A 21,097-nucleotide genomic window follows, 5' to 3' on the forward strand; every position below is an offset into this window, starting at 1 on the left:
ATGATATTAAACAACGTCCTGTCGATATTGCTAGTTCTTGAAAGAACGGGGTGTGCTATATTCACTCCGTTCTCCCTTTTTTAACCGTATTCTTCATTACAAGTGTCAAAGCTGAAAATCACTATAAAAAAGAATAGGCATTATTTACAAACAAAAAGTTAGCTTTTTAACTAAAAAGCATGATCGTTATGAAAAAGGTAAAAATCATGTTGACTGCTATTACAGTTTTAGCAGTCGTTGGTGGTGCACTTGCATTTAAAGCAAGACTTGGAAACTCTCACCTTTATATATGCGATTCAATTCAAAACAGATGCCTTATAGATGACCCCACAAATACGTATACATTAGATGATACTGGAATTTCAATTGCAAATGCTACCGTTACAACTACAGATCCTGGTAGGTCCAGTTGCTTAAATGCATGTCCTTATTCAGTAAAGGTATTGGTAGAACCAGCGAAGTGAGGCGGAGCGTAGCGAAGCCGAACGAAGTGGAACCTGCCCGGGACGGCGGCCAAAATTGGCCCCGTTTTTAGCCTGATTTAAGAAGGGGATATTTCCACGGCCCGGTAAGTTTTTTGTGGATAAACCGGCGTCGATTTTTATTTTAAAAAGCAGACTGCAATTATACGTAGCCAGTGGATTTTGGACACTCAAAATATGCATAACTACACTCTTTTTCCTGATCGCTGCCAGGCAAGGCCGGAAAGTAAAAATAGCAGCTCCTGAGCATTTAATTGTATGGCGCCGGTATCATCTGCAGCCGGTACATTAAAACGGCCCTTATGTAACAGGTGGTAAAATAATGTATATCCGTCTGCCTCTGCCAATAACAGCTTGATATGGGTGCATCGCTTATTGAGAAAGATAAATACTTCTTTGTCGTTTACCGTTCTGCCCAGTTCATTACGAACGATGCCACATAGGCCGTCTAATGATTGGCTCATATTCACAAAACCGGAATACAAAAAGTACCGGTGATGATCGGTCAGTAATGCTATGGCACTCATGATGCAAGGGCTTTAAGATAATCGGCCGGCACTGCCTGGTAGATTTTGATGCCATTCACTTCTGCAAACAGTGTATTGGTTGAATCTTTCAGCATAGGGGTTGTAATGGCGATAAAACCGCCTGATTTATCCTTTGTCTGATTTTTGAACCCATAACGGCTTCGAAAACTATAAAAAGTACTTTCACTGATTCCCTTTTTCCTGCAGAATTCTTTTACCGTCAGGCCGAGAGCCTTTTCATATTCGGCTACTATCTGAAGAATTTGTTCCTTGGTGCGTTTGCCTGTCAATGGCTGCTTTTCTGTTTGCTCCAATAATATGTAAGCGCCCGAGGAACTACCCCTCCTAATGAAAGCTATTAAGGTATAGCTTTACGCTCTTTGAAAAATGGTTGAATATGGAACAAAACCAACAAGAGGCGCATAAAAAGAAGCGCACATACCGATCAGCTGAGCAAATAGAGAAGTGCCTGAACGATCAGGCCCAAAGCGGTCTTACCATAAAAGCTTATTGCGAAGCTAACGGCATGAGTGAAAAGAACTTTTACCGGTGGACCAAAAAGTATCGCGGTCGGAAGGTGAAACGGCGTAAAAGAAACCAGGCAGCAAAGGCTGGTTTTGAAAAAATAGAAGTGGTCCAGGACAATGGCCTCCATTTGCGATCATCTCTTTTTGCCGAAATAGGCAATCTCCGGATTTATAAAGAAGTACCAGTCGAATATTTAAAAGCGCTGTTGTCATGAGTAAGCTGTTTTCGGTTCAGGAAACCGTGAATTACTATTTGTATCGCAAACCGGTCAAGATGTCTAAGTCATTTGATAGCCTGGCGGCACTAGTTCGAACAGAGCTGGATAGAGATATCGTCAACGGGGACGTGTTTATATTTCTGAACCGTAATCGAACTATGATAAAGGTGCTGGTGTATGAAAAGAAAGGCTTCAGCATATTCTACAGGAGGCTTGACGAAGGCTCTTTTGTGTTGCCAGCCATTACCAGTGACCAGGTAGGTTATAAAATGAGTACTGAGCAAATCATGTCGATGCTCAGCGGCATGATCCTGGAAGCCGGCGGTTATATTAAATCTGGTAAATATGAACCATTGCTAGGCGCTCAAGCTTGAGTAACTCACATATGTGAAAAACTAAATTGATATCTACAATAGTCAAACGTAGTTGTATGCTTGTTTATATATAATCAACCATCAACAACGCGTCTTTTGCTTATTACACCAGAACATCAGGCACTACAAGATAAATACCAGCAACTGCTATTCAGAAGCATGCAGTTCGATGCCATCATTAAGCAAAAAGACGAAGTTATACAGCAGCTGAAAAATGAAATTACTCCACTAAAAAATGCTGTAGAACAACTGATAGCAGAAGTCAAGCTACAAAGAGAAGAAAATGCCTCGCTGCTTAAAATCATTAAGGAAAAGGACAAACGGCTTCAAAAATTAGAACTGATCGAATACCAGTATCAGCAGCTAACCAAATTGGTTTACAGCCGCAGCAGTGAAAGATCTTCTGCCATTATACCTGGTCAACTTCAATTAGATATAAATGCCGACGTTGTAGACGTATGCAATATCAACGATGGTCAAAAGATAGAATCCTACACAAAATTAAAATCTGAAAAGAAGAAGCATCCAGGCCGAAACGAAATACCGGCCCATATAGAGCGTAAATACATTGACATGCATCCGGAAAATTTGCCCGATGATGCCGAGCATTTTGATACAATAGAAACTGAACAGTTGGAATACGATCCGGCCCGGTTGTTTGCGACCGTTTATCGCAGATACAAGTATAAGCGCAGCACTCCAAACGGTTCTACGGAGTTCTTCATAGCCAGTCTGCCTGAAGAAAAGGATAAAAGCCTGGCCGCACCTTCACTGAAAGCCCACGTAACAACAGAGAAGTTCCTGTGGCACATGCCGATCCACCGGCAAATGCAGAAATTTGCTCAAAGCGGAATTATCTTATCTGAAAATACAATAGGTGATTGGATCAACGGATCCTGTCGTAGCCTTACAGCTATCTACGATGCCCTGCGGGAAAATATCGTTAAGCCTGCCTGCGGTTACATGATGGCTGATGAAACGAGGATAGATGTTCTTGATAGTGAGAAAGTAAAAGGTAAAAAATCACATCTGGGGTGGATGTGGAGTTATTGCAACCCTATAGATCGGCTGGTTATCTTTGAATATCATAAAGGAAGAGGAAATAAAGATGCCAGACCTGTATTGCAGAACTATAGAGGCTATCTGCATAGTGATGGTTTTAGCGTGTATAAGCATTTTGGGAGCCAACCAGGAGTAACCCATGTCTGTTGTAATGCACACGCCAGAAGAAAATTCCATGAAGCAAAATTGACTGATAAAAACAGAGCAGAACACGCATTAATGCTGTATAGCAAGCTATACGGTATCGAAAGTTATTGCAAAGAACAAAACCTCAGCTTCGATCAACGATTGAAAATACGCAGGGAGAAATCAGTCCCAATCTTTGAGGAGTTGGCTGACTGGGTAAAGGAACAGATACCCAGGTTAACAACACTACGAAGTCCGATAGGCAAAGCACTGGCTTACTTTTCTGAAAGAGAAAAGCAACTCGGTATGTTCCTGCATGACGGTATGCTACTCATGGATACTAATCTTATCGAGAACGCCATCCGGCCTATCGCATTAGGCCGAAACAACTTCCTCTTTGCCGGCTCCCATGACGCTGCACAAAACGCTGCTATTATATACTCACTGCTAGCCACCTGTAAGCTGCATGACGTTAATGCTTATGACTGGCTGAAGTACGTGCTTACTGCTATGCCTACCTTCCCAGCGAGCAGAATAAAAGAGCTGCTACCTCAAAACTGGAAGGGCTCTACTATTGAGCCATAATCATATCTGAAATGAAATATTCCTTCGCTCACGCGACCCGGAGTTGAATTTTTATACCTGTCGTTCCCCGGGCCTTTACCAATAATATTATTTTTTGTGGGCAGCAAACTTAAAGGACCAATAGCAATTTTCAGTCACGGTACAGGTTAGAGGTTTACTTACAGACGCCATTAAAGGCGTTTTCCCGATTGCTGTAACCCAGTTGTGCATTGTTCACCAAATCCGTAATAGCTGCAAATATGTGATCTGGAAGGACCGTAAAGCTTTTTGTGCTGATCTTAAAATATCTATAGCGATGTAACCCGCCAGCAGGCAGAAACTGCGCTTGAGGAATTTTATAAAACATGGGGAACAAAGTACAAGCATGTTCTCGGATCCTGGCGGGCTAACTGGGACAACCTGACCAGTTATTTTGATTTTCCCCTGGAGATTAGAAAAATCATTTACACCACCAACACCATTGAAAACCTGAACCGGGGTATCCGCAAGTATACTGAGGCCAAGGTGCAGTTCCCGGATGACAATGCATTAAAAGCAATTTACCTGGCCATTACCAATATCAAAAAGAAATAGAGCATGACCCTCCAAAATTGGGGGATACATACTCCATCAATTCTTAACTATCTTTGAAAACAGATGCCGCCTCTGATATCGGTTACTTTCTGTTTCACACAAATTATTTTATACTCTCTAAAGTTTTAAAGAACGGGGCATTTTATGCGTACTCCGTCTTCTCTTTCTGAATGGATTCTCCATTAATTAGTTGGCAGTTCCTCTTATTATTTCAGTCTTGCATTTTTCCATCAGTTAAATTCAATTAACGTCATTCGATGACAATATTCTTAGCTTTTTCTTAATAGGCCATATCATATCAAGTGTATTTCCATCATACAATACTCCATCCTTCATCACATATTTTATCGATATGCTGTTATGTATGTCCTCCAATGGATTTTTATCAAGGATAACTAAATCAGCAACTTTTCCAACATCAATTGAACCGAGATCCTTTTCCATACCTAATGCTTTGGCAGATTCAATAGTGGCAATTTGCAAGGCTTCATAATTGGAAAGCCCGCCCATTTGTAAAGCCCATAACTCAAAGTGAGCGCCTATTCCTAAATCTTCGGTATGGCTACCTAACGCAATCTTTCCTCCTGCTTTGCGAATAGATGCAACAAGTTTAAAATTTTCAAGCAACCCACTACATTGTAAAGGAGCAATTGAATCCAGATTACTGTAAAACCTTATGTACTTTTTTTGTAATTGTTGATAACTGGCATCACTCATGATAGCTTTCATTTTAGGAGTGGGTAACAAATATTGTCTTCTGAAATATTCACATGCTTGTTCATTATGCTTACCCCACGCCACTTGCAGTGTTGGCGTGATATAAGTTCCTGAAGCTGCAAGAAAGCCAATTAAATCTTTATATGCATCCCCAAATACCGGTATATGCTCTACACCAGGACTTCCATCTTTGATCATGCCAATATATTCTAAGGGAAGACGCCCGCCCTCATTCGTCATGTTAACTTTTGCCTGTTGGGAAGCCATCAACAACCATTGTTTCTGAAGTCGGGTAGGAAGCGTGTATTGCTTTATTCCAATCGCTCCAAGACGTTCCAAGTTATTCACTAAAATCTGGGCACTATTTAAACTTGTAACATTTCTTTGATCTGTAGCTATATAAATTGCGTGGCCAACACTAAATACTCTGGGACCAGTTGTTTTCCCTGTTTCCGTTAATTCTGCAAAACCAAGTTCATTGATGCTACCCGCAGGATCACGTATTGTTGTTACACCGTAAGCAAAAAGAGCCAGCCAAGGATCATGAAGAAGAGGAAACATGTCTGATCTTGGCGCTGCATGTGTATGAATATCTATTAGTCCCGGTATAATTGTTTTCCCTTCGAAATCTAACACCTTCGCATCTGCAGGTATTTTTACGTTGCGATTTTCACCAACGGCGATTAGCCTTCCATCCCTAATCAAAGCTATTCCTTTTTCAATCACCTTGGCGGCACCCATAGTAACAATCCTTGCATTTTTCAATGCGATAGTTCCGCGCCCATGGTATAGGGGTTCTTTCAAATGAATAGGAATTTCTTGATCAGCGATAATAGGTACGTCAATCACATTTGTAGGCACAAAGGCTAGTCGGGTATCTTTCGGGGTATTTTCAAGATCTGTCTGCAAACAAGCTTCAATAATCTTTGCGACATTAGCACGATAATACTTGTTTCCGAAAGACCAGCTTAATATCTTACCTCCATTTTCCCAATGAGGGTCATAGGCTCCCCTTACGAGCCTGATAGCAGGGAGTCTACCGTTTTCACTTCCATAAATCGTATCGTGAATGAGTATTGGGTAACCTAAATTTGCAAAAGGTACTAAACAAAGATCATCAGCATCAGTATAAATTAAGTACTGTTCATCTGGAGAAATGATCATTTGCTTTGAGTAAGTGTCAACTCCAGTTCCACTAAGAGTTCCTCCCGAGGCCAGTACTCTTTGAGTATACCCGGTATCATTCAAATCAACATAAACAAATTTTGGGTCACTTTTTAATCGAACTCCTAATCCTTCTTGTTTGGGTACAAAAAATATTTTATGGCCGTCAGGTGAAAAAGAAGGCATGTTATAAAACGGAACTTTATCTGCCAATACTTTCATACCGCCATCATTTACGGACAAAATTTGAATTTGTGCCCTGTCTCCGTTTGACAGTTCTCCTACGGAACCATCCCCTCTGACAACAACAATGTATTTCCCGTCTGGTGACCAGGCAGGATTACAATAGTGACCAGCAACCGAACTGACTTTCTGTGGCTCTCCCCCCGAAACTGAAACTCGCCAAACATTGCCATTGCCATCATAATCATCTTCACTCACATAAGCGATCCACTGCCCATCAGGAGAGAAAATAGGATGGAATTGTAGGCCTGATTGATTTACAAATTTTACTGGTATTCCAGTTGGTAAATCTTGAATATATATACTTCCAAGTGCCGAAAAAACCAATTTGGTGCCATTGGGATTTGCATTAGCCGAACGAGTATACTTAACTTCGAGTGAATCCTGCGAGAGCGGGAAATTATTTCGGACAAGCGGAGCCATATCAACTTTTACAGTCGCATTGAAATTAATAACATCATCCCGTTTGCTTTGTACGTCTATTCGATGAATTTTACCCCCAAATCCTATGTAAATATACTTTGAGTCGGATGAAAAAGAATAATGCCGTTCGTAAATTCTCCCCGAATTTTTAGTTTGAACAGAAACCAGTGACTTCCTTGTACTATCATTTATATCATAAAGCACTAAGCTATCGCTACTACAGGTATTTTTTGACTTCTTTATATATGTAAGCCAATGTCCATTCGGAGATACCCGGACATTATTTTCACGGCTTAGGATATTCTCGGGGTCGTCCTTTCTATTTTTGATTATAACAGTATCAATACTCCTTTTCCGATCATATCGCTTGATTGTTTCATTGTCCTCAAAAAAAATGTATCTTCGATCATTTGTAAATCCAATTATGGTGTTATAATTAAATTCGGGAGAAAGGTATGTGCTATTGGTCCTTATTAGCGCATCTGGCAATTTTTTTTTAAAGCCAGATAAATGGTAAACATTCAAATCAGATACGATGTTTTCACCTTCAGGTAACCATATCGGTTCAACTTTTCTTTCAGACGGCGGGAACCAATCAAACCACAATCCCACCTCATTTCTACCCAATATTTTGTGATACTTTCCAGACAAGTCTCTCACATGCACATGTTTCTCACCAGAGCCATCAGTTACATAGGCTATTAATTTACCGTTAGGAGACCAAACAGGATAAGTGTTAATAGCCATTCCCCGGCTAAGCTGAATGGCTTCTCCTCCCTTTGAAGAAATCAGAAATAGTTCTCCCAATAAGGTGAAAAGGATATTATTTCCATCAGGTGAAACATCCACATCCATTGAAGATCCTTCATTCGTCGTAAGTGTAAATGTTCGTTTAGGTTTAACGGGAAGTAATGAATAGTCTTTCGAATAAAAATTATCTGTTATAAGCTGTTTTTGAGTTTGTACACCTTTAAATGGACGAGGAATACTATTGACCATGAGTTTCTGTCCCTTCGAGTAGGTTAAATTTAAGATCAAAAAAAAAGCAAATAGATATTTCATAAAATAAGTTAATACGACATTTTAATTAATAACAATATTTTCCATATTTTAGAAAAGCTTCAAAGCAACAAAAATGATTGTACAACATCTGAAATGGTTTAAATGGAAGTGTTATAGGGAAACAATGGCTTTTCGCTGCAAATAATATGGAGATTGAAGGATAGCATTTAAAAAAATGCAACTGTCTTAGCTTATCCTTAAAGTTAATATTTTAAACCTATCAAGCAAAATGTAGTTTTATATGTAACGGAACGTAATCACCCGGCCAACCACAGGTATTAAGCTATACTGGCCGGCTATATTTGGTAAAAATTTATTTTTAATCCAGATAACCACAAACTGCAGGGTTGCTGGGCATTGCCCAAAAGCTCAACAGTTTAATTTTTTAATATTGGTAATTATGGTTCAGCAACGAGTTCCCTTTCAACAAGGACCTGGGACCAATTCTGCGGAAGCAGCTCTTTGATCCGGCTTGATGGGAACGTAGGCATGGCTGTGAGCACATACTTAAGCCATTCATATGCATTTACATCATGCAATTTGCAGGTCGCAAACAAAGAATATATAATGGCGGCGTTTTGAGCAGCATCGTGAGATCCGGCGAACAGAAAGTTATTTCGGCCAAGCGCTATCGGCCGGATGGTGTTCTCGATAAGATTAGTATCCATTAGCAGCATACCATCATGCAGGTACATGCCGAGTTGCTTTTCCCGCTCAGAAAAATAAGCCAGTGCTTTGCCAATCGGACTTCGAAGGGTGGTTAACCTGGGAATCTCATCTCGCACCCAAGCTGCTAACTCATCCAAGATTGGAACCGATTTTTCCTGGCGGATTTCTTTGCGTTGATCAAAGCTGAAGTTTTGTTCTCTGCAGTAGCTCTCAATTCCGTATAATTTGCTATACAGCATTAAGGCATGTTCAGCTCGCTTTTTATCTGTGAACTTTGCTTCGTGGAATTTTCGGCAGGCATGCGCATTACAATTGACGTGTGTTACACCTTGAAGGCTTCCGTAATGCTTATAAACATTGTAGCCGTCTGTATGGAGATAACCTTTAAAATCTTGTAAAACCGGCCTGGCGTGTTTATTACCCCTGCCCCGTTGATATTCAAAAAACACCAATTTGTCGACCGGATTACAATAGGACCACATGTAGCCGAAATGACTTTTCTTCCCTTTTCCCTTCTCTGTGTCGAGTACCGTGAAAGGTGTCTCATCGGACATCATGTAACCCGATGCAGCCTTCACAATGTTAGTTCGTAATGCATCGTAGGTGGCTGCAAGACTGCGGCAAGCACCATTGATCCAGTCGCCGATCGTGTTCTCAGAGAGAATAATACCATGCTGAGAGAACTTTTGCATTTGTCGGTAGATCGGCATGTGCCACATGTACTTTTCAGTTGTTGCATGTGCTTTGAGGGAAGGAGCGGCAAGGCTTTTATCCTTTTCTTCGGGAAGATTGGCAATGAAGAACTCGGTGGACCCATCCGGTTTACTTTGTTTATACTTATATCTTCTATAAACAGTAGCAAACAATTTGGCCGGATCGTACTCCAATTGTTCAGTTTCGATCGTATCAAAATGCTCAGCATCTTCAGGAAGATTATCAGGATACATGTCGATATACTTTCGCTCAATGTGAGCAGGTATTTCGTTCCGGCCCGGATGCTTCTTTCTTTCCGATTTGAACTTTTGATAATCTCTAACAGAGAAGTGACCTGTTCCTTTAATTCGCACGCCAGGGAGGCGAACTCTTCACAGGCAGTCTTAAGTGGAGTGATTTGCGCTTTTAATTGTTCTATAGCCTCATCTTTGGCTTTAACAATTTGATTATGTTGATACACCCGTAGTACCAGCTTCTGGTATTTTTCCTGTAGTTCCTGATGTTCGGGTGTAATATGCAAAGCGAGTATTGTTGATGTTGTTCTATTTAAAAACAACTCAACAATACGTGACGACTAAACGATATATTATTTAAGTTATTCACATATATTAGTAGTCACATTGATGAACCAAGCAATGGCTCATACTTATCAGCTTTCACATATCCACCCTCTTCCAAGGTCATACCACTCAGCATATACATGATCTGTTCGGCACTCATCCTGTAGCTAGCCTGATCACCAACGATGGCCGGCAGTTGGAAGGAGCCTTCATCCAATCTTCGATAGAAAATACTAAAACCCTTCTGCTCATAAACAAACACCTTTATCATAGTACGACTCCGGTTAAGAAAGATAAACACATCTCCAGTGATAATGTCCTTATCCAGCTCTGTCCAGATCAGGGCCGCTAATCCATCAAAACTGCGGCTCATCTTCACCGGCTTGCGGTACAGGTAATAGTTGACCGTATCGCGGATGGCTAACAGCTTACTCATGATACAAGTGCTTTTAAATATTCAGCAGACACCTCTTTATAGAGCTTTATATTCCCAACTTCCGCAAAAAGTTGCGGATGGCCATGAATCAGTGTAGGAACTATTTCTATGCTGGCAAAGCCCCCTGGTGCTACAGGAAGATCTTTTGGTTCCTCCGCACCCTTACTCCGGTAACGCTTTAGCCAACCATAGAACGTCTGTTCTACTAAATCATACATCTCGCAATACTCCTTTACCGTGAGCCCGCTTTGCTCCTGTTCATTCAAGAGCCGTTGTATTTCTTCTTCTGACCGGCGCACGATTGACTTGCTACCAGCCATTTGCTGAATTTGTTCCATAATAAGCCAATATGTCAAAGAGCGAAGCTATTCTTTAATAGCAATTATTTGGACTTGTAGTTGCTCGGGCGTTTACTAACGGAAAGGCCGCTACAGGCATTAGCGCTATACTCCTAGCATTCTTTTGACCTGAGCTCCGTTAAAAGCTTAACTTAAAAAAGACCGAAATCTTTTGCTTTTCCAAATTGTATGAAACAAAGTATCGGGCTTAGCATATAAAAATCTCACTAACCTTATAGACCCCAAATTGCCCCTTGTTCTAAATAAGTAGGCACTCCCTCCTTCATATTTTGTAATATTTTTTTATACCCATCTATTGAAGCTTTAAGAAAGCTATATCTTTTAGAGTCTGAAATTATTCTTTCGAGGGCATCTTCCTCTTGTTTAATTGCAGCCTTGCTTTTTCCCAATTTGTATAACAGATTTGCCCTGGTATCCATATTGGGACCTACATTAAAAGAAGATGAGTCAATCAATTGGAGAGAATGAGATGACCATTCCAAGGCCTTCTTTAAATCGGCTTTGCTATTACTGTATAAAAATATTTCCCAAGCATAATCATTTAGAAAAGAAGCACTATTATAACTTGATAATCCTTGCTGTTTTTCCATTTGCACTTTTTGCACCAAATATTTGGCATAGTTCTGCCAATCCTTTCTTGATTTATAAAAATTAATCCGTTCATTTAGCACCGTCCTTTCTGCATAATTGCGACTGTATTTTACCTGAATTTGGTCTGAAATTTTCTGCCAAACAAGTTCGTTGTCACTTTTTATTCCATTGATGGCCGGGATTATCTCTTCTTTAGTTATGACATAGTCTACTATCTGCTGTGAATAACCAGGCTTCCCAAAAAGCGAATCCATTTTTTTTGACTGCTGCAGATATAAAAGAAATAATTTGTCATCTGACCGAAGAATCTCAGACGAGAAATCACAAATAAAACGCTGGTTTTCTTTTCTAAAATAGTTTTGCTGATCTTTGTCCAAGTATTCTGTCATATAAGTCCGCATTATTCGTATCGATAGTTCTTTCTCCCCAACAGAACGTGCCATTTGAGCCAAGGCAGGCATTTGTGCATATTTCAATTTACTTTTATTGTATTGCTCCACTAGCCTATAATACTGTTTAGTTGTATCGGTAGCATCTTCTATCAGAGCAATAAACTGTTTTACATTTTTACCTCCAACATCTTTATGAACGATTTTACCGTTTGGTGCAAAGATTAAAAAAGTTGGCATGGCATTAACTGAGTATTCTTTCTCAAATGTTTTTACGACTGAGTACCATTTCTTAGTTTCCTCGTCATCATTTTTGGTTGAATCCATCTGCATCCTTACACATATAAAACCTGACTTCATCAATTGTCCAACAGTATCATTGGGATAAACCTGTTTATCCATAACCTTACAAGGTCGACACCATGTAGCAAAACAATCCATAAAAATGTATTTGTTCTGATCATGAGCTTGTTTGATTATTTGATTCCAAGTCAATCCAGAAACCCATTGAATTCCACCATTTGAAATACTTTGATTGTTTTTGTTTAGCCTTGCTTCAACTGTAAAAAATAATAGAGTAAGAGATGACATAACAAGGATCCGAATCATATACATCATTTGTTCTTGTTTACTTGTTGTTTCAATACTCATCAAAAGGAATATTGCAATGATTATTCTATTAAAGGACAATAGTGCATACTAATATAATTGCACTTGATGCACCTAATTTTTTAATAACCTGTTGTTTGAATCATATAGGGATTATTAAGCAACTCATTCAATTGAACGGGATACAATTGTTTATAACTACTCCAATTTCCACCTTTTATTCGTGTAACTGTATTCATAACTACATCTACCTTTCCTGTGCGCTTCAAATCCAACCATCGATGTCCCAATTCCGTAAATAACTCTACTTGTCGCTCATTTAAAATGGCGGCTAATAAAGACGACTTATCGTTCGCTGTCGTATTACTTAAGCCTGCACGTCTTCGAATGACATTCAAATCGGATTGTGCGCCTGTTATATTACCTTGCTGTGCCCTTGCTTCAGCTCTGATAAGATATTGCTCCCCTAAACGCAAAAGCATGGTGTATTCAGTAGGAGTAACACCAGTACCTTGAGTAACGTTTTTATACTTGTAGGGGTAGTAATAGGTTCCAGTCACATCATTATAAACATTAACCCAGTTCCCATTTGTTCTTCGTTGGTCGCCTGTTTCAAAACTATTTATGAGGGTGTCGCTAAGATAAACAGGATGCTGAAAGTTTAACCCTACAGGAGGAACAGACAGCACGAAAGAATAAGCATCAGCAGTATTAGTAATTGTCCCGGTTGTAACCGGTTGCAACTGCCAAATTGCCTCCTTACTGTTTTTTAAAAACACTTTGTTTAATGGTACTGTATCGTAAACAGCGGTATTGCTAATAACTCCTGTAGCTTGTGCTTCAGCATCTGTCCACTTGCTTGTATATAGATAAGTTCTTGCTAACAGTGCTGTTGCGGCAGCCTTACATGGCCTTACTCTTTCTGCGGAAGATGAATAGAGCGTTAAAGCATCTGATTTTACATAACCGTCAGTCAACAGATTCTGGGCGGCTTGTAAATCAGCAGTAATCTGATTATATACGACCGACGTTGGGGTCCTCGATAATGAGGCATTAATTTTATAATCTGTTGAAAGTACTAATGGGATATCACCATATAGATTTACCAAATAGAAATAAAAATAAGCACGAAGAAACTTAGCTTCACCCAATAGCTGGTTTTTTACCGCTGGAGTTAAAGAGACCGAGCTTTCTAATCCACCAATTGCTGCATTACACGTATAAATATAGGGATAGATATTCATCCAAAAGTCACCTCCAGCCGTAGTTGCCGAAAGTTCATTTTTATAGTATGCAATTTGACTTATGGATGTCGTTCCTTTCCACAGCGTGAGTTCATCAGCTGATAGGCCGGCCCACATAGAAACAGTAGGTATCGTTGCTGTAGAACCGTAGTTATTAGTGCTCATTTGAGTATATAGACCATTTAAAACTGCTATGGATGTAACATCAGAATTGTAAACACTATTTGCAGTTATTACATTATTTGGTGCTTTGACGTCCACCAATTTTTTGCAACCACAATCTAAAATGGTTAGCCAAGTGAATAAAATCACTGCAATTAAAGACCTACTCATATAAAGATTTCGTTTATTAGGTTATAAATGCTTTTAAAAACTCAATTTCAGACCTGCGCTATATATTTTTAGTGGCGCGAGTGAAACGAATGAGTGGGTTTCCGGTTCTATCCCTCCAAAGCTGGTTATCGTCAGTAAGTTCTGCCCTGCTAAGAAAATATTACAATGCTTTATCCTAAGTCTCTTCATTACTCCGCTACTCAGGTCATAGGAGATAGAAATGTTCTTCAAACGTATATATGATGCATTTACATAAGCCGCATCACTGAAGTTTGCCTTGTTATATGGATTATATGCTTTTGAAAAGTTTTCACTGTAAAGTTGAACCGATGTATTATCTCCTGGTTTCTGCCAATGATTAAGCACTGATAAAGGTTGGTTTACTCTATCCATACCAGGAGGAAGAGCACCCATCCCAAAACGATATGCATCCTTTTGGGTTTGGCTAATAAATTGAAATAAAGCATCCAAATGGAACTGTTTGTACCGTATATTGTTTTGAAATCCGCCATAAAATTTCGGATCGACGTTTATCAATTTGGTGGGATCATTAAGAATATCTGGGTTATTTGTAACCAGCCCATTAGCAGCAGCAAATGTATAGAGACCGGTAGTTGGATCTACTCCCAAGAAAATAGACGCCTTGTTGATTGAAACTGGTTGCCCAATGACTAAACTATTTTTATAGCTCGAAGTCTCAAGGTTGGGGAATGAAATAAGTTTGTTACGAGGAATAGTTAGATTGATGTTGGTAGTCCATTCAATTGTTTTTCCTTTTAAATTTGTGCTGATGACAGAGAGTTCCCATGTAGTATTCTGAACAGTTGCGGGGAAATTTCTGTCAATACTTGAAAATCCTGTAATAATGGGTAATGTATAAGAAAGAAGCTGATTCGAAGATCGGTTACGTCCATATACAGCACTTAATGCAATTCTATCATTAATAAAGCTCAGATCTAGCCCAACTGATAATTTACGTGTTTCTTCCCATTGTAGATAAGGATTAGTAATACGGTTTGTGTTAATACTACTTCCTCCTTGATAAGGTACTGCAGGATTATTAGAAATATATCTTTCTAAAAAACTGTAGTCCCCTATCTGATCATTTCCGGTAGTGCCATAGCTCGCTTTTAATTTACCAAAACTCAAAAATCTTAGACTCTTTTGAAAGAATTTTTCTTCGCTAAATATCCATGCAGCTCCTGCTGAAGCGAAGTTGTGAAACCTATTTTCATCACCAAATCGACTGCTACCGTCTCGTCGAGCAGTTAGATTTATAATATATTTATCTTTCCAGGTATAATTTAATCTCCCGAAAGCCGCACTATATTTATACACTGCATTAGTAGTTGCGCCAATGACAATCGTTGTTGCTGAAGCCAAATCTCTTAATCCATCAGTAGCGAATCCAACACCCGTAATCCGTTGGCCGTCATTATTATTCTGCTGAATTGTGGCACCAATTAAAGCATCAAAATTTCCTTTCCCAAAAGTCTTTTTATAGTTTATTTGTGGTTCAATATTGAATATTTTGATTACGCCATTTGAATAAACTGCATTTCTTTTATAATTGGCGCGACGTTCAGGCCTCTGTGATGGAGTAAGATCTGTAGCAAATTCATCAGTCGTTAATTTTGTATATCCAAAGCGGCTACTAATATCAAGCCCTTTTAAGAGATTATAGCTAAGTATAGCACTGCTAATTAAGTTATCAGTTTTGTTTTGATAAATTTTATATTTCTGGGCAAGAGGATTATCCCAGGATGAATTTCCTACAAGATTAGGCGCCCAATTTAGCGTTCCATCATCTTTATATAATGCCGGAGCATTGGGAGGAAGAGTATATGCTAAACCAGTGTAATCATTCCTTGGTAATTGATTATTATCTACCATATAGCTTCCAGTAAGAACGAGTCGGAACTTTTTGTTAGAAGATGTGGAATTAATATTAAAATGTAAAGTTCCTTTTTGATCGCTAAAATTTCCAGGGAAAACAGTTGTTTCCCTTTGATAAGTTCCTCCCACTAAATATTGTATGGAGGCATTTCCCCCAGAAACAGAACTATTGATATTGGTATATTTCGCAGTTCCTCCGATCAATGTTTTCACCCAATCGGTATTACGGTTTTGATCCCACAAGCCATTAATGTCGTAATCGGAGCCCGTAGGACTTATAGAAACGTTATCATTCGCAAATGCTTCCTTTCGCATTTCCACATACTGCTCTGTATTCATTACATTCATACTCCTTGTCACTTTGCCCCAGCCTTGTTGCAGGTTAATATCAACCTTTGCGGGTCCCACTTTGCCGCTCTTAGTAGTAATTAAAATAGCACCGTTGGCAGCTCGTGAGCCGTAAATTGAAGTAGCATCTGCATCTTTGAGCACTTCTATACTCTCAATATCCGATGGATTGATATAACTTAACGGATTACCATTTCCCCCAGGTGAATAAAATGAAGAACCAGATCCGCCTAAAATAGCACTCACTTGAGTTGTTGCAGTTGTAGCAAGCATTTGGGATGGGTAGGGTACGCCATCTATAACATACAATGGATCACTTCCACCAGCAATACTATTCAATCCCTGAATACGCACTGTAACGCCAGCACCAGGAACTCCGCTAGCTTGTGTTATAAATAATCCCGGCACTCTTCCCTGCAAAGCTAAAAGCGGGTTTAAGACTGGTTGTTGTTCAATTTCTTTGGAGGTTACTTTACTTACATTTCCGGTGCTAAATTTTTTCTTTTCAGTATAGTACCCCTTATTTATAACCACCTCCTGCATTGAGGTGATCTTAGTCTGTAAAGCAACATCAAGAAAATTTTTTCCACTTACTTTAACTTCGTGGGCTTCCATATTGACACTTGAAAAAACCAATGTGGCGTTTTCTTCAACCGATTTTAAAAAAAACTCACCGTTTGAGTTTGTGGTTGTTCCAATTGAAGTTCCTTTTACTGTGACAGTCACCCCATCCACAGGATCATTATTTTCGTTTACCACTCGTCCTTTTATGTCTATTAGTGGGTTTTGAATTGCTGATGTCTTTTGCTCCTTATCAACCTTTTCTTTTTTCGGCCCCAAGGTGATTGTCTTGCCCGAAATGGAGTAGGAAAATGGTTGGTCCTTAAAGCATAATTCCAACACCTGGTTAAGAGGCAAACCATTTGCTACAATGGTCACCTTTTTTGCCTTCTCCAACCATTGCCTTTCGACAAAGAAAGTGTAATCTGTCTGGCGTTCAATTTCTTTGAACACCTTCTGTATAGGCGCATCCTTTAAGGATAGCGTGATGGTTTGGCTTACTCCCCAGGCGCTTACATGGAGACAAGCTGCTAATAATAAAATCGCTGTCAGTTTCATGACTCTTACCGCATGGCGGTATTTTGTGAAAAGCATAGTTAGTTTTGGCACAGCCATAGCAATGGCTTTGCGAGTAGCAAATACTTGCATACCTTTGATTTGAGGTTAAAAATTGACAATTCACCGTTGTTTTTGGTTAACCTGTAACCGGGGTGACGTAAACACTCCGGTTTTATTTTTCATGCTGGTAGCAGAAAATCGTTAACGCTAGTAGGTGCGGTTCAATGATTAACGGCAAGTATAGAGAGCGGTGGCGTAATTTTATTTGCCATGGAAGGATAACTACGGAATAATGGGAAACGGTGATAATGCCGAAAGCGCCTAAACTGTAAAACCAATGCTTTTTTGCATTACTTCATACTCATCAGAGTAAACAACTTTTAGTTCTTTTACCAATTACCAAAATGATGTATCCATAGGCATAAGATTATTTTAATTTTAGCTACATGATTGAAATGCTTGCGTGGCTAATTTAACGAAACCTGTTTCCAGGAACTCCTTCGCCCTGATTCTTGTAAATCCCAACCGTAGCTTTTATTCAAATAAGTTTTTACTTTTTTATAAGCGGTAGTTAACTGGTTTTGCACCGTGTTGTTTGACCGGTTAAGTATCCTGGCTATTTCCATTGCACTGTAATCCTTTTGATGAAATTGGTAAACAATCCTTTGTTTTTTCGCCAGTTGTTCAACGGCTCTTTGGTGCATTCTTAATCCTTCCCTAACCAGTACATCATCATGCAGGTAAAACCCGGTATAAATTTTTGAATACTCGTCAAGAAACATCCTTCTATTTCTTTTTGGCCGATTGTTTTCCTTTATTTCATCGATGATGTGGTTGCGGACGGTGATAAACAAATAATTCATCAGTTCATTCTCCTTCATTGCTTGCATCTTCGGCCAATTGATCCATAACTTAATGAATACCTCCTGTACCAGGTCTTCTGAATCCGGTCTTTTACCAGTAAGGTAAAAGGCAAATCGCTCAATAGCTCCCTTTAATTTCAGGTACACCTGCTCAAAACTTTGCATTCGCAAGTGAACAGTAAAAGCTTCCTCGTTCTTAAGCATACAATCCAGATTGGTATTTCAATAAATTAGCTTTCTCACGGTGCCACAACGATTCTTTTTCCTTCCAGCTTAAAATGAACATTATTTTTTTCTAAAGTTTCCAAGACCTGTGACAAGGTGTTTTTCCTTGATATTTTGCCCCAAAATTCTCTCTGAGGAATGTTACCCTGGTAAACCACTTCAACATCATACCAGCGAACCAGTTGCCTCAAAACAGTTTCCAGGTCAGCGTCATTAAACTGAAAATAACCATAATGCCAGGCGACTGCTTCATCTACATCTACATCGTCCAGTTTATTGATCTGTTGTGATTGTTTATTCCATGTTGCCTGCTGGCCTGGCTGCAAGGTGGTTTCGGTATTGTTAGTGCTTGAATGAACTTTTACTTTCCCTTCCAACAAAGTGGTCTTCACCGTATTTTCATTGGTGTAACTATTGACATTGAATTTGGTGCCTAACACTTCCACATCCACTCCATTTAGCGAAACAACAAATCGTTGTTTTCTTTTTTGTCCGCTGCCAGAGATTGAATAAGCGGTAGCGACTTCAAAATAAGCTTCCCCTGTTATTTCCACTTTTCTTATCTCATTATTAAAGGCAACTGGGTATCGAATGGATGATTGCGAATTGAGCCAGACCATGCTGCCATCCGAAAGCGTCATTCCATACGTTTCTCCCTTAGCGGTAGTAAGTGTATTATAAAGAGCTTCTTCGTTTTGCTTTCCTTGTCGTTGATAAACCAACTGCCCGTCTTTAGTAAAGACGTTTGTACTACCCTGTTGTACTAGTCGTGCATTGGAAAAACTATCGAGCACCACACTGGATCCATCTGCAAGCGTTAGCCTTGCCTTGTATTGCCCGGGCTTAACATCTGTTACAACTGGCACCTTACTTCCCTGCACAACCAGATCATTTTCCTTCTTAGTTTGATTCAGCTTAAAAAAGACAATACTTGAAATGATAATTATTATAGCAGCGGCGGCCGCAGCATAGAAAACGCTATTCTTCAATCGAAAAACTTTTGCCTGGCCTTGCTTTAATCTCAGCAACTTTTCCCAGCTTTGCCGGCTCTCTGTTTTCAGTTGATCTAATTGTCGCAGATCTTCTTCCAGGATGCCTTTATCAAGAATCTGGTTGAAATAGTTCCTATTGTTTCCTTGCTCTAACCATCGGTTTAATTGTTCTTGCTCTTCCTGGTTTAGGTCAGGGTATTTCTGTAATAGTCCGGCAATAAATAAATGTTCGTCTTGCATGCGCTTGTAGTTTTTCGATAAAGATTGGACACGAGAATAGTTTTCCATTTCTCAATCGAATGATAAAAACGGGACCCAGCCTTAACCTGATCAGAAATGATTCAAATAAAACTTATTAATAAATTAATCTTCAGTTAACAGTTTAATAACCTGCTTCTATATATTAAAACAGGATGGTGGCAAAAAACGTGAAAGGAATGCTGGATTTTTTTTTGAGGGGGTAATATTTAATTCTCGCACAACCCAATTAGCAACAGTAAAACAAAGGCAAGATCCGTCTTGCCAAATACGGCTTTTAATTTTTTCATCCCAATCTGGCATTGGCTATTCACGGTGTCTATACTCACTCCAAGCCGTTGAGCGACTTCATTTCTCGATACTTTTTCAAAATAACAAAGCTTGATTGTCTCCCTGCATTGGGGAGGAAGATTTTCCACTTCCTGATAAAGCCTTTCAATTAAGGCAGCACGGTAGGTCAAAATTTCGATAGCATTGGCTTCTTCCACTTCCTCGGGGGAAGCTGCTACATGATGCTGATATTTCTGTTTTGTTTTTTGCTTATTTAAATAATTGATGCTGGCATTTTTCGCAGTGACATACACGTATTTTTTGAGCTCATTGACAGAGTTAAAACCCTGTACATTCTCCCACAATACGGCAAAACTTTGAAGGGCGATATCCTCAGACTCATATTTATCATTAGTGATCCGCCACGAATACAGCCAAACGTGATGAAACAGCTCATCAAATAATTGTTTAAATGCGGCATGGTCTCCCCTTTTTAACGCGTCCAGGTCGAATTGCATCATAATTCTTTGCTTCGTACTTCAATGAATATACACGACACTAATATTCATTAGTTGTCGGGAAAGGTTCATTTTATATTTTACGCTTATTAACTGTTGAAAAAAACAGTTGATGTATATTATCAGTTAGTAAAAATTCTAAAAAGGAATGACGAGCATCGTTGAAGGCTAAGGTTGGAATAAGGAAAGATATAACGCAAAATCTTTTTTGCAAAGAAATGAGCCATTGAAAATTTATCAACGAGTACTTGTTTTCCCAATTTTTACTGTACCTGTAGAGAGAGCAAATCAGAGCCGGTCAAATATCGTATATAATTTAAACTTATTTAGCCACATATACAATGATTAACGCATAACCGTAAAAAAATTGATTTTGGACACGCCCCCGCTAGTGTTTGAACATCATATATTCAACATTTTCGTAATCTGTACTTTGTCCAAATCTTCAAATTTTTTAAGGCACGGATTCGCCGCCAAATAATACGAATTCACCTCCATCCCTGTACTAGTTTTGGTTTGAAATACATATAGCCAGGCCGCCGGTCACTGTTATGTGATTGCAACCTATTAAGAAGTGAGGGCATCAGCAATCAGGTTAGGAATAACCGGTCCCGGATTTTT

At 39.3% G+C, this 21,097-nt stretch carries 16 protein-coding genes and 1 pseudogene; 5 read left to right on the forward strand and 12 right to left on the reverse strand.

Features of this window, described 5'->3' with window-relative positions; genetic code table 11:
- The first annotated feature begins 188 nt into the window (after positions 1–188).
- A complete protein-coding gene (locus A3860_RS33815) occupies positions 189–464 on the forward strand; it encodes a hypothetical protein (protein WP_143774398.1) in 276 nt (91 codons plus the stop codon).
- A gap of 203 nt (positions 465–667) precedes the next feature.
- Here the strand turns inward: A3860_RS33815 and tnpB (A3860_RS33820) are convergent, their stop codons facing one another.
- Both tnpB (A3860_RS33820) and tnpA (A3860_RS33825) read right to left on the reverse strand, forming a co-directional pair.
- Positions 668–1,009, reverse strand: a complete 342-nt coding sequence (gene tnpB / locus A3860_RS33820) for an IS66 family insertion sequence element accessory protein TnpB (RefSeq protein WP_081154954.1) — start codon at positions 1,007–1,009, stop codon at positions 668–670.
- Complete coding sequence (gene tnpA, locus A3860_RS33825; protein WP_158085445.1) at positions 1,006–1,299, reverse strand: IS66 family insertion sequence element accessory protein TnpA; 294 nt, start codon at positions 1,297–1,299, stop codon at positions 1,006–1,008. The genes tnpB (A3860_RS33820) and tnpA (A3860_RS33825) overlap by 4 nt, the downstream gene beginning before the upstream one ends.
- Before the next feature lie 107 nt (positions 1,300–1,406).
- Between tnpA (A3860_RS33825) and tnpA (A3860_RS33830) the strand changes: the two genes are divergently transcribed.
- The 4 genes and pseudogenes from tnpA (A3860_RS33830) to A3860_RS42455 form a co-directional block, all read left to right on the forward strand.
- Entirely contained in the window at positions 1,407–1,751 is a 345-nt protein-coding gene (gene tnpA, locus A3860_RS33830) for an IS66 family insertion sequence element accessory protein TnpA (RefSeq protein WP_081154956.1), read from the forward strand.
- The gene (gene tnpB, locus A3860_RS33835; RefSeq protein ID WP_081154957.1) at positions 1,748–2,128 is read left to right on the forward strand and encodes an IS66 family insertion sequence element accessory protein TnpB; all 381 of its coding nucleotides are present in this window, start codon (positions 1,748–1,750) and stop codon (positions 2,126–2,128) included. Before tnpA (A3860_RS33830) ends, tnpB (A3860_RS33835) begins: the two co-directional genes overlap by 4 nt.
- Before the next feature lie 96 nt (positions 2,129–2,224).
- Complete coding sequence (gene tnpC, locus A3860_RS33840) at positions 2,225–3,901, forward strand: IS66 family transposase (protein WP_081154958.1); 1,677 nt, start codon at positions 2,225–2,227, stop codon at positions 3,899–3,901.
- A 145-nt stretch (positions 3,902–4,046) separates the two neighbouring features.
- A pseudogene (locus tag A3860_RS42455) lies at positions 4,047–4,550 on the forward strand (IS256 family transposase); the annotation flags it as partial.
- Positions 4,551–4,714: 164 nt separating this feature from the next.
- Here A3860_RS42455 and A3860_RS33855 read toward each other — a convergent pair.
- The 10 genes from A3860_RS33855 to A3860_RS33900 all read right to left on the reverse strand — a co-directional run bounded on the left by A3860_RS33855 (position 4,715) and on the right by A3860_RS33900 (position 20,479).
- A complete protein-coding gene (locus A3860_RS33855) occupies positions 4,715–8,083 on the reverse strand; it encodes an amidohydrolase family protein (protein ID WP_081154960.1) in 3,369 nt (1,122 codons plus the stop codon).
- A 398-nt stretch (positions 8,084–8,481) separates the two neighbouring features.
- Positions 8,482–9,819 (reverse strand): IS66 family transposase, encoded by a 1,338-nt coding sequence (gene tnpC, locus A3860_RS33860; RefSeq protein ID WP_081154961.1) that lies wholly within the window; start codon positions 9,817–9,819, stop codon positions 8,482–8,484.
- 262 nt (positions 9,820–10,081) lie between these two features.
- Positions 10,082–10,462 carry an IS66 family insertion sequence element accessory protein TnpB gene (gene tnpB / locus A3860_RS33865; protein WP_081154962.1) on the reverse strand — a complete coding sequence of 127 codons (381 nt, stop codon included), beginning with the start codon at positions 10,460–10,462 and terminating at the stop codon, positions 10,082–10,084.
- Positions 10,459–10,800, reverse strand: coding sequence for an IS66 family insertion sequence element accessory protein TnpA (tnpA, locus tag A3860_RS33870; RefSeq protein ID WP_081154963.1), 342 nt, complete (start codon positions 10,798–10,800; stop codon positions 10,459–10,461). The genes tnpB (A3860_RS33865) and tnpA (A3860_RS33870) overlap by 4 nt, the downstream gene beginning before the upstream one ends.
- A gap of 233 nt (positions 10,801–11,033) precedes the next feature.
- Positions 11,034–12,452 (reverse strand): thioredoxin family protein, encoded by a 1,419-nt coding sequence (locus tag A3860_RS33875; protein WP_081154964.1) that lies wholly within the window; start codon positions 12,450–12,452, stop codon positions 11,034–11,036.
- An 80-nt stretch (positions 12,453–12,532) separates the two neighbouring features.
- Positions 12,533–13,987 (reverse strand): RagB/SusD family nutrient uptake outer membrane protein, encoded by a 1,455-nt coding sequence (locus A3860_RS33880; protein ID WP_081154965.1) that lies wholly within the window; start codon positions 13,985–13,987, stop codon positions 12,533–12,535.
- Positions 13,988–14,020: 33 nt separating this feature from the next.
- On the reverse strand, positions 14,021–17,440 hold the full coding sequence (locus tag A3860_RS33885) for a SusC/RagA family TonB-linked outer membrane protein (protein WP_081154966.1): 3,420 nt from the start codon (positions 17,438–17,440) through the stop codon (positions 14,021–14,023).
- A 377-nt stretch (positions 17,441–17,817) separates the two neighbouring features.
- Entirely contained in the window at positions 17,818–18,417 is a 600-nt protein-coding gene (locus A3860_RS33890; protein ID WP_081154967.1) for an RNA polymerase sigma factor, read from the reverse strand.
- A gap of 35 nt (positions 18,418–18,452) precedes the next feature.
- Complete coding sequence (locus tag A3860_RS33895; RefSeq protein WP_158085446.1) at positions 18,453–19,670, reverse strand: FecR family protein; 1,218 nt, start codon at positions 19,668–19,670, stop codon at positions 18,453–18,455.
- Positions 19,671–19,897: 227 nt separating this feature from the next.
- On the reverse strand, positions 19,898–20,479 hold the full coding sequence (locus tag A3860_RS33900) for an RNA polymerase sigma factor (RefSeq protein ID WP_081154969.1): 582 nt from the start codon (positions 20,477–20,479) through the stop codon (positions 19,898–19,900).
- Between the last annotated feature and the right edge of the window lie 618 nt (positions 20,480–21,097).

Source organism: Niastella vici, from assembly GCF_002077945.1.
Classification (GTDB): Bacteria; Bacteroidota; Bacteroidia; order Chitinophagales; family Chitinophagaceae; genus Niastella; species Niastella vici.